This window comes from Actinoplanes awajinensis subsp. mycoplanecinus (genome assembly GCF_001509495.1).
Lineage (GTDB): Bacteria > Actinomycetota > Actinomycetes > Mycobacteriales > Micromonosporaceae > Actinoplanes > Actinoplanes palleronii.
This window is the reverse complement of sequence record NZ_LLZH01000313.1, coordinates 1-15938: the sequence shown is the minus strand read 5'-3', so window position 1 is coordinate 15938 and position 15938 is coordinate 1. Positions and strand designations below refer to the sequence as shown.

The following is a 15938-nucleotide window of genomic DNA, read 5'->3' as shown; positions in this document are numbered from 1 at the left end:
TGGTAAGGGAGAACGCGTAGCGATGAGCGGTTCTGATACGGGAGTCGACGTGTTCGCCGCCGGTGGTGAGGTCGGCCGGGATCTGGCGGCCGTGGACTGGGCGGCGACGCCGCTCGGGTCGCCGGAGGACTGGCCGCAGAGCCTGCGCACCGCGGTGAGCATCCTGCTGTCGTCGCGGTTCCCGATGTGGATGGGCTGGGGCCCGCAGCTGACGTTCTTCTGCAACGAGGCGTACCGGCACGACACGCTGGGCGGCAAGTATCCGTGGGCGCTGGGCCGGTCGACGAGCGAGGTGTGGTCCGAGATCTGGAGCGACATCCGCCCGCGCGTCCAGAACGTGCTCGACACCAGCGAGGCCACCTGGGACGAGGGGCTGCTGCTGTTCGTGGAGCGCTCCGGGTACTCCGAGGAGAGCTATCACACGTTCTCCTACAGCCCGCTGCGCGCCGACGACGACACGATTGTCGGCCTGCTCTGCGTGGTCAGCGAGGACACCGAGCGGGTGATCGGCGAACGGCGGATGGCCACGCTGCGCGACCTCGGCTCGGACCGCAGCGTGGTGCGCACCGAGCAGGAGATGCTCGCGTTCAGCAGCCGGCAGCTCGCCGCCAACCTGCGCGACCTGCCGTTCACCGCCACGTACCTGTTCGACGACGACGGTGGCGCCCGGCTGGCCGCCTGCACCGGCATCGCCGCCGGGCACCCGGCCGTGCCGGAGTTCATGGCCGCGGACGACACCGCGGCGGTCTGGCCGCTGGCGCTGCTGAGCCAGGGGGAACCACAGCTGATCGAGCTGAGCGGTGACCTCCCGGCCGGGGACTGGCCGTTGCCACCGACCCAGGCCCTCGTCACGCCGCTGGCGCAGCAGGGCGGCACGCCGAACGGGTTCCTGGTCACGGCGCTGAACCGGTACCGGCCGCTGGACGACGGCTACCGCGGGTTCGTCGAACTGACCGCCGGGCACGTCGCGGCCGGGATCGCCAGCGCGCGCAGCTACCAGGCGCAGCAGCGGCGGGCCGAGGAGCTGGCCGAGCTGGACCGGGCCAAGACCGCGTTCTTCTCCAACATCAGCCACGAGTTCCGTACCCCGCTGACCCTGATCATGGGGCCGGTCGAGGAGTTGCGTGGGCAGCTGGCCGGCGCGCAACCCCAGGTCCGCGAGGAGCTGGAGGTCATCCACCGCAACGGGCTGCGACTGGGCAAGCTGGTCAACGCGCTGCTGGACTTCTCCCGGATCGAGGCCGGCCGGATGCAGGCCCGCTACGAGCCGGTCGACCTGGCCACCACCACGGCCGACCTGGCCAGCGTGTTCCGCTCGGCGTTCAGCCGGGCCGGGCTCAGCTTCGCGGTGGATGTCCAGCCGCTGCCCGAGCCGGTCCACCTGGACCGCGGCATGTGGGAGAAGGTGATCCTCAACCTGCTCAGCAACGCGCTGAAGTTCACCTTCGACGGCGGCGTCCGGGTGAGCGTGCGCGCCGACGGCCGGCACGCGGTGATCACCGTCGCGGACACCGGCGTGGGCGTGGCCGCCGACGAGATGCCGCGGCTGTTCGAGCGGTTCCACCGGATCGAGAACTCCCGGTCGCGCTCCAACGAGGGCAGCGGCATCGGGCTGGCGCTGGTGCAGGAACTCGTCGGGCTGCACCGCGGCACCATCGCCGCGGAGAGCACCGCGGGCGCCGGCACGACGTTCACCATCCGGTTGCCGTTCGGCACCGCGCACCTGCCGGCGGACGCGCTGACCCCGGCGGCGAGCTCCGGCACGCGCGGGAGCTCCGCCGACCCCTTCGTGCAGGAAGCGTTACGGTGGTTGCCGGCCCAGGCCGCTCACGAAGGCGTACGGGAAGAGTCGCCGCAGGCGCCCGCGGCCGAGAGCGATCAGCGGACGCCGGGGGTGACGGCCTCGGTCCTGGTCGCCGACGACAACGTGGACATGCGCGACTACCTGGAGCGGCTGCTGCGCTCCGCGGGGCACCGGGTCAGTGTGGTCGGAAACGGACAGCTGGCCCTCGAAGCGGCACGGATCAGCAACCCGGACCTGATCATCAGCGACGTGATGATGCCGGTGCTGGACGGCCTGCAGCTGGTCGGGGCGCTGCGCAGCGACCCGCGCACGGCCGGCACCCCGGTGCTGCTGCTGTCGGCGCGCGCCGGGCAGGAGGCGGCCATCGAGGGCCTCGAGGCCGGCGCGGACGACTACCTGTTCAAGCCGTTCTCGGCGGCCGAGCTGCTGGCCCGGGTGCGGGCGAACGTGGAACTGTCCCGGCTGCGCACCGGGCACGCCCGATGGCGCACCGCGCTGATCGACTCCCTGCAGGAGGCGTTCTTCGTCTGCGACGAGAACGGCGCGGTCATCGAGATCAACGCCGCGTTCACCGACATCCTCGGTTTCGGTCCGGAAGATCTTCCGTACGCGCCGACCCACCCGTGGTGGCCGGACGCGGTCTCGGACAGTGACGCCCATCAGCAGGTGGCCGAGGCGTTCACCCTGCTCACCGGGCACACCCAGGGCACCTACACGATCCCGGTGTCGCACCGGGACGGGCACCGCCTGTGGGTCGGCGCCGCGTTCAACCAGGTGCAGGACCCCGACTCCGGCCGCAAGGTGATCGTCGGGACGTTCCGCGACGTCACCGCGGAGCACGACGCCATCCAGCGGGAGAGCGCCCTGGCCGCCCTGGGCCTGCGGCTGTCGCGTTCCGAGGATCTCACCGACGCGTTGCACGGCGTGCTCACCGAGCTGCGCGAGCTCTGGCAGGCACCGGCCGTGGTCGCCGGCGTCTTCGACGGCGCCGCCGTTCCCACGGTGACCGCGACCGATCCTGATCTGCGCTGGGCGGAGCTGCCCGAGCCGCGGCGCCGGGCCCTGCTCGCGCTGCGCGACAAGCCGCTGCTCACCGCGGTCACCGAACGCTCGGCCGGCGCGGGCATCACCATCGAGCACCCGCACGGCACCATGGCCCTGTGGATCGAGCTCGGCCCGGCCCGGCCGTTCACCGAGCAGGACGAGACGCTGCTGGCGCTGCTCGCCGGGCACATCGGCCAGGGCCTGCACCGGATCCACCAGATCGACCAGCAGCGCGAAACCGCCCTCGCCCTGCAACGCGCCATCCTCGGCCCGGCGCAACTGCCCAGCGGGTTCGCCGTCCGGTACGAGCCGGCCAGCCGGCCACTGCGGGTCGGCGGCGACTGGTACGACACGTTCCCGCTGGCCGACGGCCGGATCGGCATCGTGGTCGGCGACTGCGTCGGCCACGGCCTGCGCGCCGCCACCGTGATGGGTCAGCTCCGCAGCGCCTGCCGGGCCCTGCTGCTGCAGGACGCCAGCCCGCCCGCCGCGCTGATGGCCCTCGACCGGTTCGCCGCCCTGCTGCCCGGCGCGATGTGCGCAACCGTCTTCTGCGGCGTGCTCGACCCGGACAACGGGCACCTGCGCTACTCCAGCGCCGGGCACCCGCCGGCCATCGTCGCGCACACCGACGGCGCCACCCACCTGCTCGACCAGGGCCGGTCCCGGCCGCTCGGGATCCGCCCGGACATGCCCCGGCCGGAGGCGGAACACACCATGCCCGCGCGGGCCACGCTGCTGCTCTACACCGACGGGCTCGTCGAACGGCGCCGGCAGCCGCTGACCACCGGCATCGAGCAGGCGACCGCGGTGGTCCACGACGGCCGGGGCTCGTCGGTGGAGAGCCTGGCCACCGCCGTGATGGACAAGCTCGCCCCGGCCGGCGGGTACGACGACGACGTGGCGCTGCTGGTCTACCGCCAGCCCGGGCCGCTGGAGCTGGAGTTCCCGGCCGAGGCGACCCGGCTGGCGCCGGTGCGTACCGCCCTGCGCGGCTGGCTCAACCGGGTCGGCGTCGACCCGGCCACCGCGCAGAAGGTCCTGGTCGCCGCAGGTGAGGCCTGCTCCAACGCGATCGAGCACGGCCACCGCGACACCCCCGGCGTGATCCGGCTACGGGCCGCGGCCACCGCCGACGACCTGCACCTGACCGTCGTCGACAGCGGCCGGTGGAAACCACCGCAGCCGGCCGAGAACGCCCACCGCGGCCGCGGGATGACGCTGATGAAGGCGTTCATGCACCACGTCACCGTCACCACCGGCACCACCGGAACCGTCATCGACATGCAGGCAAGGATCGTCCCGTGACCACTGCCCTCACCCTCACCAGCGGACACCGTGCCGGGGGTGCACCCACCCTGATCGCGGCCGGCGAGATCGACATGAGCAACGCGGAGACGTTCGCCGCCGCGCTCGCCGAGGCCCTGGCCGGCGCGGGCGGGACGACGCTGGTCGTCGACCTCACCGCCGTGGAGTACCTGGACAGCGCCGGCCTGGCCGCCCTGTTCGCGAACGCCGACCACATCGAGGTGGTGGCCGGGCCACTGCTCGGACCGCTGCTGACGGTCTCCGGCCTGGCCGACCTGATCACCGTCCACGCGGGTTGACCTGAGGGAATCCCCCGATCCGGTGGTTTCGGCACCCCGATTCCCCGGTATGTAGAGGCGGCACCGCGCCTGCGGCACCGCTGAACCCGAGGGGCTCCCCATGACCGTCGCCGCCGACACTGCCTCCGCCGTGGACTCGTCGACGAACCCGGATCACGCCGGCGACCTGGTCACCGCGATGGCATCGCTGCCGGTCGGCCACCCGTCGCGGCCCGCGCTGCGCGAGCGCGCGATCGAGGCCTGGCTCCCGATGGCCCGGCACCTGGCCCGCCGCTACGCCAACCGCGGCGAGCCCCGCGACGACCTCTACCAGGTCGCCGTGGTCGGCCTGATCAAGGCGATCGACCGGTTCGCGACCGACCGCGGCGTGGAGTTCGCCGGGTTCGCGATCCCCACGATCGTCGGCGAGCTCAAGCGTCACTTCCGCGACAAGACCTGGTCGGTACGGGTACCGCGCCGCCTGCAGGAGTTGCGCCTGGCCATCTCCGGCGCCGACAACGCGCTCAGCAACTCCCTGGGCCGGTCACCCACCCTCGCCGACATCGCGACGTACCTCGAGATCAGCGAGGACGAGGTGATCGAGGGACTGGAGGGCGCCCGCGCGTACAACTCGACGAGCCTGTCCACACCGATCAGCGAGGGTGGCGCCGAGCTCGGCGAGACCCTCGGCGGCGAGGACACCGGTTTCGCGCTCGCCGAGCTGCGGCTCGCGCTCGGCCCGGCGATGGCCAGCCTGGACACCCGGGAACAGAAGATCGTCAGTCTGCGGTTCTACGGCAACCTCACCCAGCAGCAGATCGCCGAGCAGATCGGCATCTCCCAGATGCACGTGTCCCGGCTGCTCACCAGGGCCCTCGCCAAATTGCGCCGGCACCTGGGCAGCTCCGAGGCCTGACGCGCCCGTTTACGTGATGAACGCTGTTCTCGTCCGGGGGTCAGGTCAACGGTCGGCGCCCGCGCGGCAGCTGCGCAGCGGCGGGCGCACTCGGGACGCGGCCGCCGGGCGGGCGGGCACCAACGGTAAGACCTCCGGGTGCGCCAGGGCGATCCGGCGCAGGCCGTGTGCCAGGCGCTGCACGGTCAGCTTGCGCAGGCCGTTCGCGTCGATGAACCGCACCGCGGCGCCCAGGATGCGGCGCTGATCCAGGCCGGTCCGTGCCCCCGACGTGCCGGGCCCGCCCTCGATCGCCTCCCGGGTTCAGATACCCCGCACGTCTCCCATGCACCGCCGAACGGCGACCGCCGCATTATGTGAATGATCATCGCATTACCGTTCGGATCATAAACAAAGCCATTTAGAGATCGTCGATCGTGTTTAGCAAAAAGGCGCCGGAAATAGCATCCGCGGCGATTAACCGACCGAGGCGAGGGCATCACGGCACTCGTACCCCCGGAGCTATTCAGGAGGCACCATGAGTGAGGCAACGGCCGGCGCCTACGCGCCGACCCCTTCCACCCCGGACGATCCGTCGAAGGCCCAGCAGGTCGCCGAGCAGGGCAAGCATGCGGCCGCGCAGGCGGCGACCCAGGTCAAGGACACCGTCGCCGAGCAGGCGCAGCGCGTCGGCGGCGAGGCGAAGACGCAGGCCCGCAACGTCGCCGGCGAGGTCCGCGACAAGCTGGGCGAGCAGGCCCGCACCCAGAACGACAAGCTGGTCGGCAGCATCCGGCAGACCGCCGATCACCTCGACGAGATGCGCGGTGACCGCGGTGACACCCCGGCCGCGATGGTCGTCTCCCGGGTCGCCGACGGTGGCCGTCAGCTGGCCGACTACCTGGACCGCAACGGCCCCGAGGGCGTGCTGGCCGAGGTGCAGGACTTCGCGCGCCGCCGTCCGGGCGCCTTCCTGGCGACCGCGCTCGCGGCCGGTTTCGTGGTGGGCCGGCTCGGAAAGAGCGTCGCCAAGGCGGACCCGGCGGCCGGCACGGTGAAGCCGTCCACCGACAGCTTCTCCCCGGCGACGCCGGCCACCGCGCCGGACCCGGTCTACACCCCGCCGGTCGGCACGCAGCACACCGACTACGCGACCACGACAGGCGCCGGCTATCCGCCGAGCACCGGCTCCGAGTACGCCGCCACCGGCACCGGCGTTCCGGTCATCGCCGACGAGCGGCGCACCGCGCCGGGTCCGGGGATGCAGCCGTGACCAGCAACAACTATCCCGCCGACCGCTCCGAACAAGCCGAGAACACCTCGATCGGCGAGCTGATCGGCAACATCAGCGACGACCTGTCGCAGCTGTTCCGCCAGGAGGTCGAGCTGGCCAAGGCGGAGCTCAAGCAGGAGGCCGGCAAGGCGGGCAAGGCCGCCGGCATGCTCGGCGGCGCCGGGTTCGCCGGCTACCTGTCCGTGGTGCTGCTCAGTTTCGCCGCGGTGTTCGGCCTCGACGCGGTCATGCCGATGGGCTGGGCCGCGCTGATCGTGGCCGTCATCTGGGCGGCCGTCGGCGCCGTGCTCTACGTGGCCGGCAAGAAGAAGTTGGAGACCGTGGACCCGATGCCGCGGCGCACCGTCGACACCCTCAAGGAGGACGCGCAATGGCTGAAGAACCCGACCGGCTGAGGCAGGACATCGAGACGACCCGGGCGTCGCTGACCCGCGACGTCGACCTGCTGGCCGAGAAGACCAGCCCGGCCAAGGCCGCCCAGCGTCGTTGGAACTCGGTGAAGGAGAAAGTCATGGGCAGCACCGACCAGGCCCGGCACGCCGTCGCCGACAACACCTCGTCCGCGGTGAACACCGTGCAGGGCAAGGCCTCGCACCTCGGTGACGTCACCGGCGAGAAGGCACACGACGCCGCGGACGCGATCCGCAGCGCTCCGCAGGCGGTCGCCACACAGACCCAGGGCAACCCGCTGGCCGTCGGCATCATCGCGTTCGGCGTCGGCCTGCTCGCCGCCACGCTGATCCCGGTCACCGACGCCGAACGCCGCGCCGGTCAGCAGCTCAAGGACAACAGCGGTGACCTGACCGACAAGGTCAAGGACATCGCCACCGACCTCAAGGACGATCTGTCCGGCACCGTCGAGCACGCCGCCGGCCAGGTCAGGGCCACCGCGCAGGAGGCCGCACAGACCACCAAGGACCAGGCCACCACCTCGGCGTACGACGTGAAGGACCAGACCCAGCACGCCGCACGCACCGCTTCCTGAGCGATCTCGGGTGTGCCGGCCTCCCCTCGGGGGCCGGCACAGGCCCGTTCCCATCACCGATCCACCGCCGGCAGAGGCCGCATCTGAAGGACCACCACCATGAGCGCAGACCGTAAACCCGGCCGCGGCGACGGTTACGACCTCGACGCGGCCGCCACCACCAGCACCGGTTCCGACACACCCGCCGGCCGATCCGGGACGCCACCGGACGCCGGCCCGGACAGCCCCGCCCAGCTCAAGGGCAAGGGGCTGTTCGCCGCGATCAAGCGCACCGGCAAGCAGTTCTCCGAGGACAACGTCTCCGACTGGGCCGCCGCCCTGACCTACTACGGCGTGCTGTCGATCTTCCCCGGGATGCTCGTCCTGGTGTCGCTGCTCGGCATGCTCAGCAGCGACGGCCAGAAGACGGTGCAGGACGCCGTACAGGAGATCGCTCCCAGCCAGCAGCTGCAGAGCCTCGTCGACACGGTCCTCGGACAGGTCAAGGATCCCGGCACCGCGGGCCTGGCCGCGATCCTCGGTCTCGTCGTCGCGTTCTGGTCGGCGTCCGGCTACATCGCCGCGTTCATGCGCGCCTCGAACGCCATCTACGACGTGCCCGAGGGCCGGCCGATCTGGAAGACCCTGCCGATCCGGGTCGGCGTCACCGCGGTCGTCGGCGTCATGCTGATCATCTCGGCCGCCATCGTCGTGTTCACCGGCGACATCGCCAAGGTCGTCGGCGACACCGTCGGGCTCGGTGACGCCGCCGTGCTGACCTGGAACATCGCCAAGTGGCCGGTCCTGCTGATCCTGGTCAGCCTGATGTTCGCGATCCTCTACTGGGCGTCGCCGAACGCCAGGACCGGCGGCTTCCGCTGGGTCAGCCCCGGCGGCGTATTCGCCGTCCTGCTCTGGCTGATCGCCTCCGCCGCGTTCGCGATCTACCTGGCGAACTTCGCCAACTACAACAAGACCTACGGCACCCTCGGCGGTGTCATCGCGTTCCTGGTCTGGATGTGGATCAGCAACATTGCCATCCTGCTGGGCGCCGAGCTCGACGCCGAACTCGAGCGCGGCCGGGCCATCGCCGCCGGCCACGATCCGACCGACGAGCCGTTCCTCGAGCTCCGCGACGACCGCAAGCTCAAGAAGGGCAGCGAGCAAGGACTCAGCTCCAGCTGAGCCCCGCCGGCCTGCGAAGGCCTTGAGCACTGCCGAGCTGCTGCGCGGGCGTCAGGGCCGGCGCAGCAGCTCGGCCATCTCGGGGAGCTCGAAGAAATCTGCCGTGGCCAGCGCGGACGGCGTGCCGCCGGCCGGGTCGGCGCCGACGTCGAGCAGGGCCTTGACCGTCTCGGCGTTCTGCCGGAAGACCGCGGCGGAGAGCGCCGACTGGCCGCGGTCGTTGACCCGGTCCGGGTCGGCGCCCTGCTCGAGCAGCGCGGTCACCAGGTCCACGTGGTTGTGGTACGCCGCGAGGATCAGCAGCGTGTCCCCCTTGTCGTTCGTCAGGTTGGCCGGAAGGCCGGCCGTGACATTGCCGATCAGCTCCTCGGTGCCGCCGTTGCGGGCCAGGTCGAACATCCGATGGGCGAACGCGATCGTCTCTTCATCCAGCTCAGTCACGCCGGAAGTTTATGCCAGGTAGGGTGGCGCCCCGCGCCCGACAGCCGTGACCCCCGGCTCACCCGGTGATTTCGGTGAGGCGGCGCAGCCCTTCGGTGACGGCCATCCGGCCGACCTGCTCGTTACGGTGCGGGGCGGAGTCGATCGGGTGGACCAGGATCCGGCGCAGCACGAAACGGACCGCCGGTAGCTCGCCCTGACCCTGCTCGGTCAGCTCTGCGACGACGCCGCGCCGGACCGCGTCCACGCACCAGCTGATCGCCTCGTCGTCGCAGTCGCCGGTCCAGACCGGCTCGTGCGCGTCCACGAACGCGAACTGCTCGGCGGGCTCCAGGTCGGCGAGGATCCGGGCGATGCCGTTGCAATTGGTCTGCGTCCCGGCCCGGACCAGGATCTCCCGGACCGGCCGGTCGACGACGACGACGCTCACGCCGGCAACGATAACCCGCCTGCGGTGTTTCATAGATTCCCGGCTTTTAAGGTTAATTTACGGTTGGCCGAAAAGTGGGCTCTGAGCTGCGCAAATGCCGATTTCGTCGCGCTCCGTGCAGTTGACCTACACATAGACGCGGGCGTTGATTGTTAACTGCCTTTCCAATCCCGGCCAGGCCACCCCCACGGCAAGGGAGTCCCCCACCCATGGCCATCAGACGTTCCCGCCTACTCGCGATAATCACCGCCACCGGCGTCGTCGGGACGCTCGGCGTCCTCGGCATCACCAACGCCTCCGCGGCCAGCGCCGGCACGCTCAAGAGCAGCCTCAACGGCAAGTGCCTCGACGTGACCGACGGCTCCACCACCAACGGCAACCTCCCGCAACTGTGGGACTGCACCGCGGGCAGCAGCAACCAGATCTGGACCCTCGCCGACAACGGCACGGTGCAGGGCAAGGGCAAGTGCCTCGACGTCGCGAACAACGGCACCACCGACGGCGCCGCCGTGCACCTGTGGGACTGCATCAGCACGGTGAACAGTCAGAAGTGGACCCTCAGCGCCGCCGGCGACCTGGTCAACACCGCGTCCGGCAAGTGCCTCGACGTGATCGGCAAGAACACCGCCAACGGCGCCAAGCTGCAGATCTGGTCGTGCACCGGCACCAGCAACCAGAAGTGGACGTTCGGCGGCAGCTCGACCCCGACCACCGGACCCACCACCTCGCCCACCACCGCTCCCCCGGCCGGTGGACCCGGCATCAAGGCGGTCGCGCCGTACTACTACACCGGCTGGGGCAACCCGCCGAACCTCACCACGGTCACCAACACCACCGGCGTCAAGTGGTTCACCATGGCGTTCATCCTCAACAGCGGCAACTGCGACCCGAAGTGGGACGGCGGCCGCGCGCTGACCGGTGGCGCGGACCAGACCGCGATCAACACGATCCGGGCCAACGGCGGTGACGTGGTGATCTCGTTCGGCGGCGCGGCCGGACCGTGGCTCGAGCACACCTGCGGCAGCGCGTCGGCACTGGCCGGGGCGTACCAGAAGGTGATCAACGCGTACGGGCTCAAGGCGATCGACATCGACATCGAGGGGACCCCGTACGACAGCGCGACCGACCAGCAGAAGACGGTCGACGCCCTGAAGATCATCAAGACCAACAACCCGGGCATCACCACCTACATCACGCTGGGCAGCGGCACCGGCGGGCCGGACGCGTCGCTGATCAACCGGGCGGCCGGCGCCGGCCTGGTGGTCGACGGCTGGGGCATCATGACCTTCGACTGGGGCAACACCACCGGCAACCAGGGCCAGCTGACCATCCAGGCCGCCGACGGGCTCAAGAACAAGCTCAAGACCGCGTACGGCTGGTCGGACGCCGAGGCGTACAAGCACGTGGGCATCTCGTCGATGAACGGCATCACCGACGAGAAGGCGGTGGTGACCCTGGCCGACATGCAGACCATCACCGCGTACGCGCAGCAGCACACCATCGCGCGGCTGAGTTTCTGGTCGCTCAACCGGGACCGGCAGTGCCCGGGCGCGTACCCGAACGACGACACGTGCAGTGGCGTGTCGCAGTCCGCGTACCAGTTCACGAAGATCATCAGCGCGTACAAGGGCTGATTCTTCTAGCACGGCGAACCAGGAGCCCGCGGCCGGTCTCGACCGGCCGCGGGTTTTCGCTTTTCAGCTCCGGCGCCGGGTCAGCCAGCCCATCACGTCGAGGGCGTGTGACGCCGGGTCCCGGATCGGGTGGAAGACGTGCTCCACCAGGTCGTCGGCGACGACCAGGGTGACCCGTTCGTAGAGATTCAGATCGCCCGAGATGAGCGTCGGCAAGGCGGCCGCGGCCGCCAAGGTCAGCTTCGGGTCCGGGATCAAGGGGTACGGCAACCGCAGCCGATGCACGAGCTCCCGCTGATACCCGGTCGACTGGGCGGACAGCCCGTAGACCCGCGCCGCCCCGGCCGCCAGCAGCTCCGCGTGGTGGTCGCGCAGCCAGGCGGCCTGATCGGCGCTGCCCCGCGCGCCGTGCACCTCGAGCAGCCCGCGCGGCAGGTCCACGCCCGGCCGGCCGGTGAGCGGGTAGAGGAAGATGATGCTGAGCCCCGGGCCGAGCGCGTGCAGATCCACCGGCCGCCCGTCGGTGGCGTAGAACTGCAGCGCGGGCAGCGGCCGGCCGATCAGCGCGGCCGGGTCGGCGCCGGCCACCACCGGCACACCGGTCACCACCTGGCGCGCGGCCGCGTCGATCCGGGCGTCCAGCGCGTCGCGCTGCGCGGTCAGCTCGCCGATCCGCCGCTGCAGGTTGGTGACGGTGCTGCGGAACGTGGCGAGGGCGGCCGCGCACACGTCGTCGGTGCCGTCGGCGATCGACTCGACGAACGGGCGGGTCTCCTCGACGGCCAGGCCGAGCGTCATCAGCTCGCGGATCTGGGCCACCTGCCGTTCCGCGATCGGCTCGTACTCGCGGTAGCCGTTGCTCAGCCGCCGCGGCACGACCAGCCCGGACGCCTCGTAATACCGCAAGGCGCGCACGGTCGTCCCGGTCCGGCGCGCCAGTTCCCCCACTCGCATGCCGCGACCCTAAACCGCTCCTCAGCGTGTTGGCCAGAATTGGCCGTGCTGGTTCCGACCTGGGTCGGGTGCCTCGCGAGCGGTCTTCGAGGCTCGGGAATGCCGGGGTCTAGTCGGGGCCGGGCACGTCTTGTCGACCAGTGTGGTGCGTGCCGTCTCGAACAGGCCGAGCTGTTCCCTCGCGCCCGCGGCTTGTGGTGCGGCCTGGCCGGTAGTTTCCCGGGCACGATCCTCTGGTCGTGTGCGGGTGACACCTGGCCGTCGCCGTGCCTTGTGGCCGTGGGCGCGTCGTGCGATCACCACTGCGGCGGCGTGGTGCCGGGTCGCGGTGGGTGTCTTGGCGGTGAGGGCGGGTTTCCAGTGCTTGCCGCCCCAGCGTGAGGTGTATGCCGGGTCGACGGCGATCACCGCGATTCCGGCGGTGTGGGCCATCCCGGCGAGGCGGTCCCGGAATCGTGCGGTGGGGATGGCGGCGATCGTGCGTCGGAACCGTTTACCGCGCCCGCCGCGTCCGAGGGTTTCCCGGCCGGTGGCGCGAGCGTCGACGAAGCCGAGGTTTTCGATCGCGATCGCCGGACAGCCGTGTCGCCTGGCCAGGTGGAGGGCGTGACTGATCGCGGCGCGCAGTCGGCCGTCGCGTTGCGATGCCGGGCCGCTCAGGTCGAGCGGGATGGTGATCGGTGCGCCGACCGGGTTGCCGTGGGTGTCGGTGACGTGCGCGGCGAGGTGATCGGCGTTGAGGTCGATGCCCAGCATCCTGCCACCGTCGACAACCGTGGCGGGGACGTCGGGGCAAGCAGCATGCGCGGGCGTGGTCCAGGAGGCGTCGAGGTACCAGCGGTCCCGTGCGGCATCGAGGCTGATGTCGTAACGCACCGACTGGTCGCCGGTGACCCGGTCGGACCACTGGGTGGCCCGGTGGGTGAAAGCGATCCGTGTGGTGAGCACGTAGCGGCCCCGTGGGGCGTTCGCGAGGTTTCTGAGCTGGGCGGGCAGCGCGATCGACACCGTGCCGTCGGAGGTGACGTTGATGGTGTAGTTGCCGTGCGGGGCACCGGTTTCGCCGTCAGCGGTCATGAACATGCGGGCCGCGTCCCACCGGGATCGCCACTGCGCCGTGGTGAGCCCGGCGGTGGTGAGTTGGTGACGGGTTTTCGCCAGGCGGCGCCCGCCCGCGACGATCGCCGGCCGCCCGGCGGTCAACCGCTGTAGTGCCGCGTTGAGGCGGGCGGTGAGGACCTGACGGCGCTGCTGCTTGGTGGTCCGTTCACGTTGGCTGGCGTAGCCAGGGATCCGGCCGGCCCGGCCACCGACCGGGGCCGCGATCCGCGCGTCCAGCACGCGCAAGGCTTGGGCGAGGCTCGTCACGTCGGCTTTGAGGGCACGCATCGCGAGCTGGTATTGGTCCTCGGCAGCCCGGGTGATCGAGCCCGCCCACCGCGAGGTTGTGGCCGCGGTCAGTTCCCGCTTACGGCTGGTGCGCTCGGTGTTTTTCGCGGAAACGTCACCGAGCCGGATCCGAGCGGCCAGGTCAGCACGGTAGAGGCCACCGAGAAAGGTCCCGACCAGGGTAAGCACCGCAGCCTCCTCGATGGTGGGCCGCAACCTGGTCCGGATCCGCACACCAGCGGGCGGGGCGACGACGAACGGCGCCGCGAGCGAACGCAACGCCTTCCCTCGCCGTCTCGATCCCACCCGCCGAACGATAACGCGTCCAACAATGACCAACAATCAATGTCTCGCGGTCAAGCTGTCACTGCCGCAGCCAGCCCCCGGGCTCATGCCGACCCTGCCCTCTAATGCCGCCCGGCAAACGACATAACCATCGTGAGCAGCTCGCGGATCAGGTCGCCATCATCGCCATCCGGGTCGTCTCCAGGGGCCATCACCAACGTGACGCCCCCACGACGGCAAGACCACATCGGCGAACAACCCGTATCGAACGTGGCAAGACGCTCTGGATACGACACGAGCAAACACCGTCACCTCATTGCGTTGACACGCCCGCAACCCACACGCCGATCCGATGACCCTGAGGCGGCACCGTGGAACACTTCGACAATCGGCCAGTCCCCTGCCGCCAGCAAGCGGTCGAGTTGCCGATCCAGATCACCCTCAGACCGCCGGCGATGCGGCGACACCCAGCCGCACACCACGACCGCCCCACCAATCCGGGAACACCGCCGCCGCGCCGCAGGCCCATGGACACCAGCTCGCCAGGAGCACTCACACCACTATCGTGACCACAGATGAGCTAGCAGCTGTCGACCCCGAACCCTGAGGTATGGATCTAGCCTTTGGCCCGCACCGGTTCGCATGGCCTGCTGGCCCTCAGCTCAGGTCGTTGATCTGGGCTTCGAGCCGGTCGCGGCGCTGCAGCAGCACGTCGAGGACGGCCTCGTTCTCGGCGATGCCGGTCAGCGCGGTGGCCAGGTCCTCGTTCTCGATGATGCCCTCGGACTGCGCGCCGTCCTCGCCACGGCGGGACTGGGCGTCGCCGTCCAGCCGGCGGAGCTCGGCGATCTCGGCGTCGAGGTCGGCAAGCTTCTGGCGCAGGTTCTTCTCGTCGGTCATCTGATCATCTTAGAAGCCGCTCGCCGGGTGACCCCATCTTGGACTATTCAGTCCACGCATGACAGAGTGTCGGCATGGAGTCGGGAATCGGTGAGGCCCAGCACCACGCGCGGCTCAGTGACCTGCGGTGGGCCGGGCAGCGCATCGACGCGATCGCGCCCGGCGCCCTGCCCGGGCTGACCCGGCTCGGCAACCTGATCCGCAGCGTGCGCACCCCCGAGTTCGAGGGGATCACCCTGCACGAGGTGCTCACCAAGAGCGCGCTCAACCACGTGCCGGCGACCAGCGCGATGCTGCCCGGCGAGTGGACGATCAACCCGTACCGGGGCTGTACGCACGCCTGCGCGTACTGCTTCGCCCGTCCCACCCACGAGCACCTCGGACTCGACATGGGCGCCGACTTCGACAACCAGCTGATCGTCAAGGTGAACCTGCCCGACGTGCTGCGCCGCGAGCTGGCCACCAAGCGCACCCTGCCCGAGCGGGTGGCGTTCGGCACCAACACCGATCCGTACCAGCGGGCCGAGGGCCGCTACCAGCTGATGCCACCGGTCATCGACGCGCTCACCGGCGCCCGGGTCTCGTTCTCGATCCTCACCAAGGGCTCGATGATCCGCCGCGACCTGGACCGGCTGGCCGCGGCGGCCGCACGGGTCAACGTCGAGCTCGGCATGTCGATCGCGTTCCTCGACGAGGAGTTGCGGCGCACCCTCGAACCCGGCGCGCCGTCCACCGCGGCCCGGCTGACCACACTGCGCGCCATGCGCGACGCCGGCTTCGCCCCGACCGTCTTCGTCGCGCCGATCCTGCCGCACCTGACCGACAGCACCGACCAGATCGACACCCTGATCGGCACCCTGGCCTCGGCCGGCGCGGGGGCCATCCTGCCGACGCCGCTGTATCTGATGCGCGGGGTCAAGGAGCTCTTCTTCACCTGGCTCCGCCACACCCACCAGGACCTCATCCCGGTGTACGCCGACCTGTACGCCAGCAGCTCCCGCACCCCACGCCCTTACCAGGACCTGATCCGAGCCCGGGTGAATCGAGCCCTGCGCAACCACGGCCTCCCGCTGCCAGACTTCACCGCCTCGGATCGTTTCGCCCTGCTGGGCAAACGCTCCATCCCAGCCCCA

The 15938-nt window shown here is 70.5% G+C and carries 15 protein-coding genes; 9 read left to right on the top strand and 6 right to left on the bottom strand.

Translation table 11 applies throughout. The features are described 5' to 3' along the window. Window positions 1–22: 22 nt before the first annotated feature. The 3 genes from ADL15_RS40535 (at window position 23) to ADL15_RS40525 (ending at window position 5350) form a co-directional block, all read left to right on the top strand. A complete protein-coding gene (locus ADL15_RS40535; RefSeq protein WP_067703449.1) occupies window positions 23–4156 on the top strand; it encodes a SpoIIE family protein phosphatase in 4134 nt (1377 codons plus the stop codon). Continuing rightward, on the top strand, window positions 4153–4455 hold the full coding sequence (locus ADL15_RS40530; protein WP_067703447.1) for an STAS domain-containing protein: 303 nt from the start codon (window positions 4153–4155) through the stop codon (window positions 4453–4455). The genes ADL15_RS40535 and ADL15_RS40530 overlap by 4 nt, the downstream gene beginning before the upstream one ends. 100 nt (window positions 4456–4555) lie before the next feature. Further along, complete coding sequence (locus ADL15_RS40525; protein ID WP_067703444.1) at window positions 4556–5350, top strand: RNA polymerase sigma factor SigF; 795 nt, start codon at window positions 4556–4558, stop codon at window positions 5348–5350. Window positions 5351–5395: 45 nt separating this feature from the next. On the opposite strand, the gene ADL15_RS52160 is transcribed toward ADL15_RS40525, so the two are convergent. Next, the gene (locus ADL15_RS52160; RefSeq protein ID WP_232344859.1) at window positions 5396–5572 is read right to left on the bottom strand and encodes a hypothetical protein; all 177 of its coding nucleotides are present in this window, start codon (window positions 5570–5572) and stop codon (window positions 5396–5398) included. Between the two features lie 295 nt (window positions 5573–5867). Between ADL15_RS52160 and ADL15_RS40520 the strand changes: the two genes are divergently transcribed. From ADL15_RS40520 to ADL15_RS40505, 4 genes are all read left to right on the top strand, one after another. Beyond that, entirely contained in the window at window positions 5868–6602 is a 735-nt protein-coding gene (locus ADL15_RS40520; protein WP_067703440.1) for a hypothetical protein, read from the top strand. Next, window positions 6599–7018 (top strand): phage holin family protein, encoded by a 420-nt coding sequence (locus ADL15_RS40515; RefSeq protein WP_083972383.1) that lies wholly within the window; start codon window positions 6599–6601, stop codon window positions 7016–7018. The genes ADL15_RS40520 and ADL15_RS40515 overlap by 4 nt, the downstream gene beginning before the upstream one ends. Continuing rightward, window positions 6994–7608, top strand: coding sequence for a DUF3618 domain-containing protein (locus ADL15_RS40510; protein ID WP_067703437.1), 615 nt, complete (start codon window positions 6994–6996; stop codon window positions 7606–7608). The genes ADL15_RS40515 and ADL15_RS40510 overlap by 25 nt, the downstream gene beginning before the upstream one ends. Before the next feature lie 99 nt (window positions 7609–7707). Beyond that, a complete protein-coding gene (locus ADL15_RS40505) occupies window positions 7708–8772 on the top strand; it encodes a YihY/virulence factor BrkB family protein (RefSeq protein ID WP_067703434.1) in 1065 nt (354 codons plus the stop codon). 51 nt (window positions 8773–8823) lie between these two features. Here ADL15_RS40505 and ADL15_RS40500 read toward each other — a convergent pair whose 3' ends face one another. After that, the gene (locus ADL15_RS40500) at window positions 8824–9213 is read right to left on the bottom strand and encodes an ankyrin repeat domain-containing protein (RefSeq protein WP_198171227.1); all 390 of its coding nucleotides are present in this window, start codon (window positions 9211–9213) and stop codon (window positions 8824–8826) included. A gap of 58 nt (window positions 9214–9271) precedes the next feature. Continuing rightward, the gene (locus ADL15_RS40495; protein ID WP_067703428.1) at window positions 9272–9643 is read right to left on the bottom strand and encodes a hypothetical protein; all 372 of its coding nucleotides are present in this window, start codon (window positions 9641–9643) and stop codon (window positions 9272–9274) included. A 209-nt stretch (window positions 9644–9852) separates the two neighbouring features. Between ADL15_RS40495 and ADL15_RS40490 the strand changes: the two genes are divergently transcribed. Beyond that, on the top strand, window positions 9853–11277 hold the full coding sequence (locus tag ADL15_RS40490) for a ricin-type beta-trefoil lectin domain protein (protein WP_067703425.1): 1425 nt from the start codon (window positions 9853–9855) through the stop codon (window positions 11275–11277). A gap of 63 nt (window positions 11278–11340) precedes the next feature. Here the strand turns inward: ADL15_RS40490 and ADL15_RS40485 are convergent, their stop codons facing one another. From ADL15_RS40485 to ADL15_RS40475, 3 genes are all read right to left on the bottom strand, one after another. Continuing rightward, window positions 11341–12231, bottom strand: coding sequence for a MerR family transcriptional regulator (locus ADL15_RS40485; protein WP_067703421.1), 891 nt, complete (start codon window positions 12229–12231; stop codon window positions 11341–11343). 21 nt (window positions 12232–12252) lie between these two features. Continuing rightward, window positions 12253–13926: a hypothetical protein gene (locus ADL15_RS40480; RefSeq protein ID WP_157441919.1), complete on the bottom strand. Its 1674-nt coding sequence runs from the start codon at window positions 13924–13926 to the stop codon at window positions 12253–12255. 636 nt (window positions 13927–14562) lie between these two features. Then, on the bottom strand, window positions 14563–14805 hold the full coding sequence (locus ADL15_RS40475; protein WP_067703415.1) for a hypothetical protein: 243 nt from the start codon (window positions 14803–14805) through the stop codon (window positions 14563–14565). Between the two features lie 74 nt (window positions 14806–14879). Between ADL15_RS40475 and ADL15_RS40470 the strand changes: the two genes are divergently transcribed. Beyond that, window positions 14880–15938, top strand: a 1059-nt coding sequence (locus tag ADL15_RS40470; protein ID WP_067703411.1) for a radical SAM protein, incomplete at its 3' end; no start/stop codon positions are given.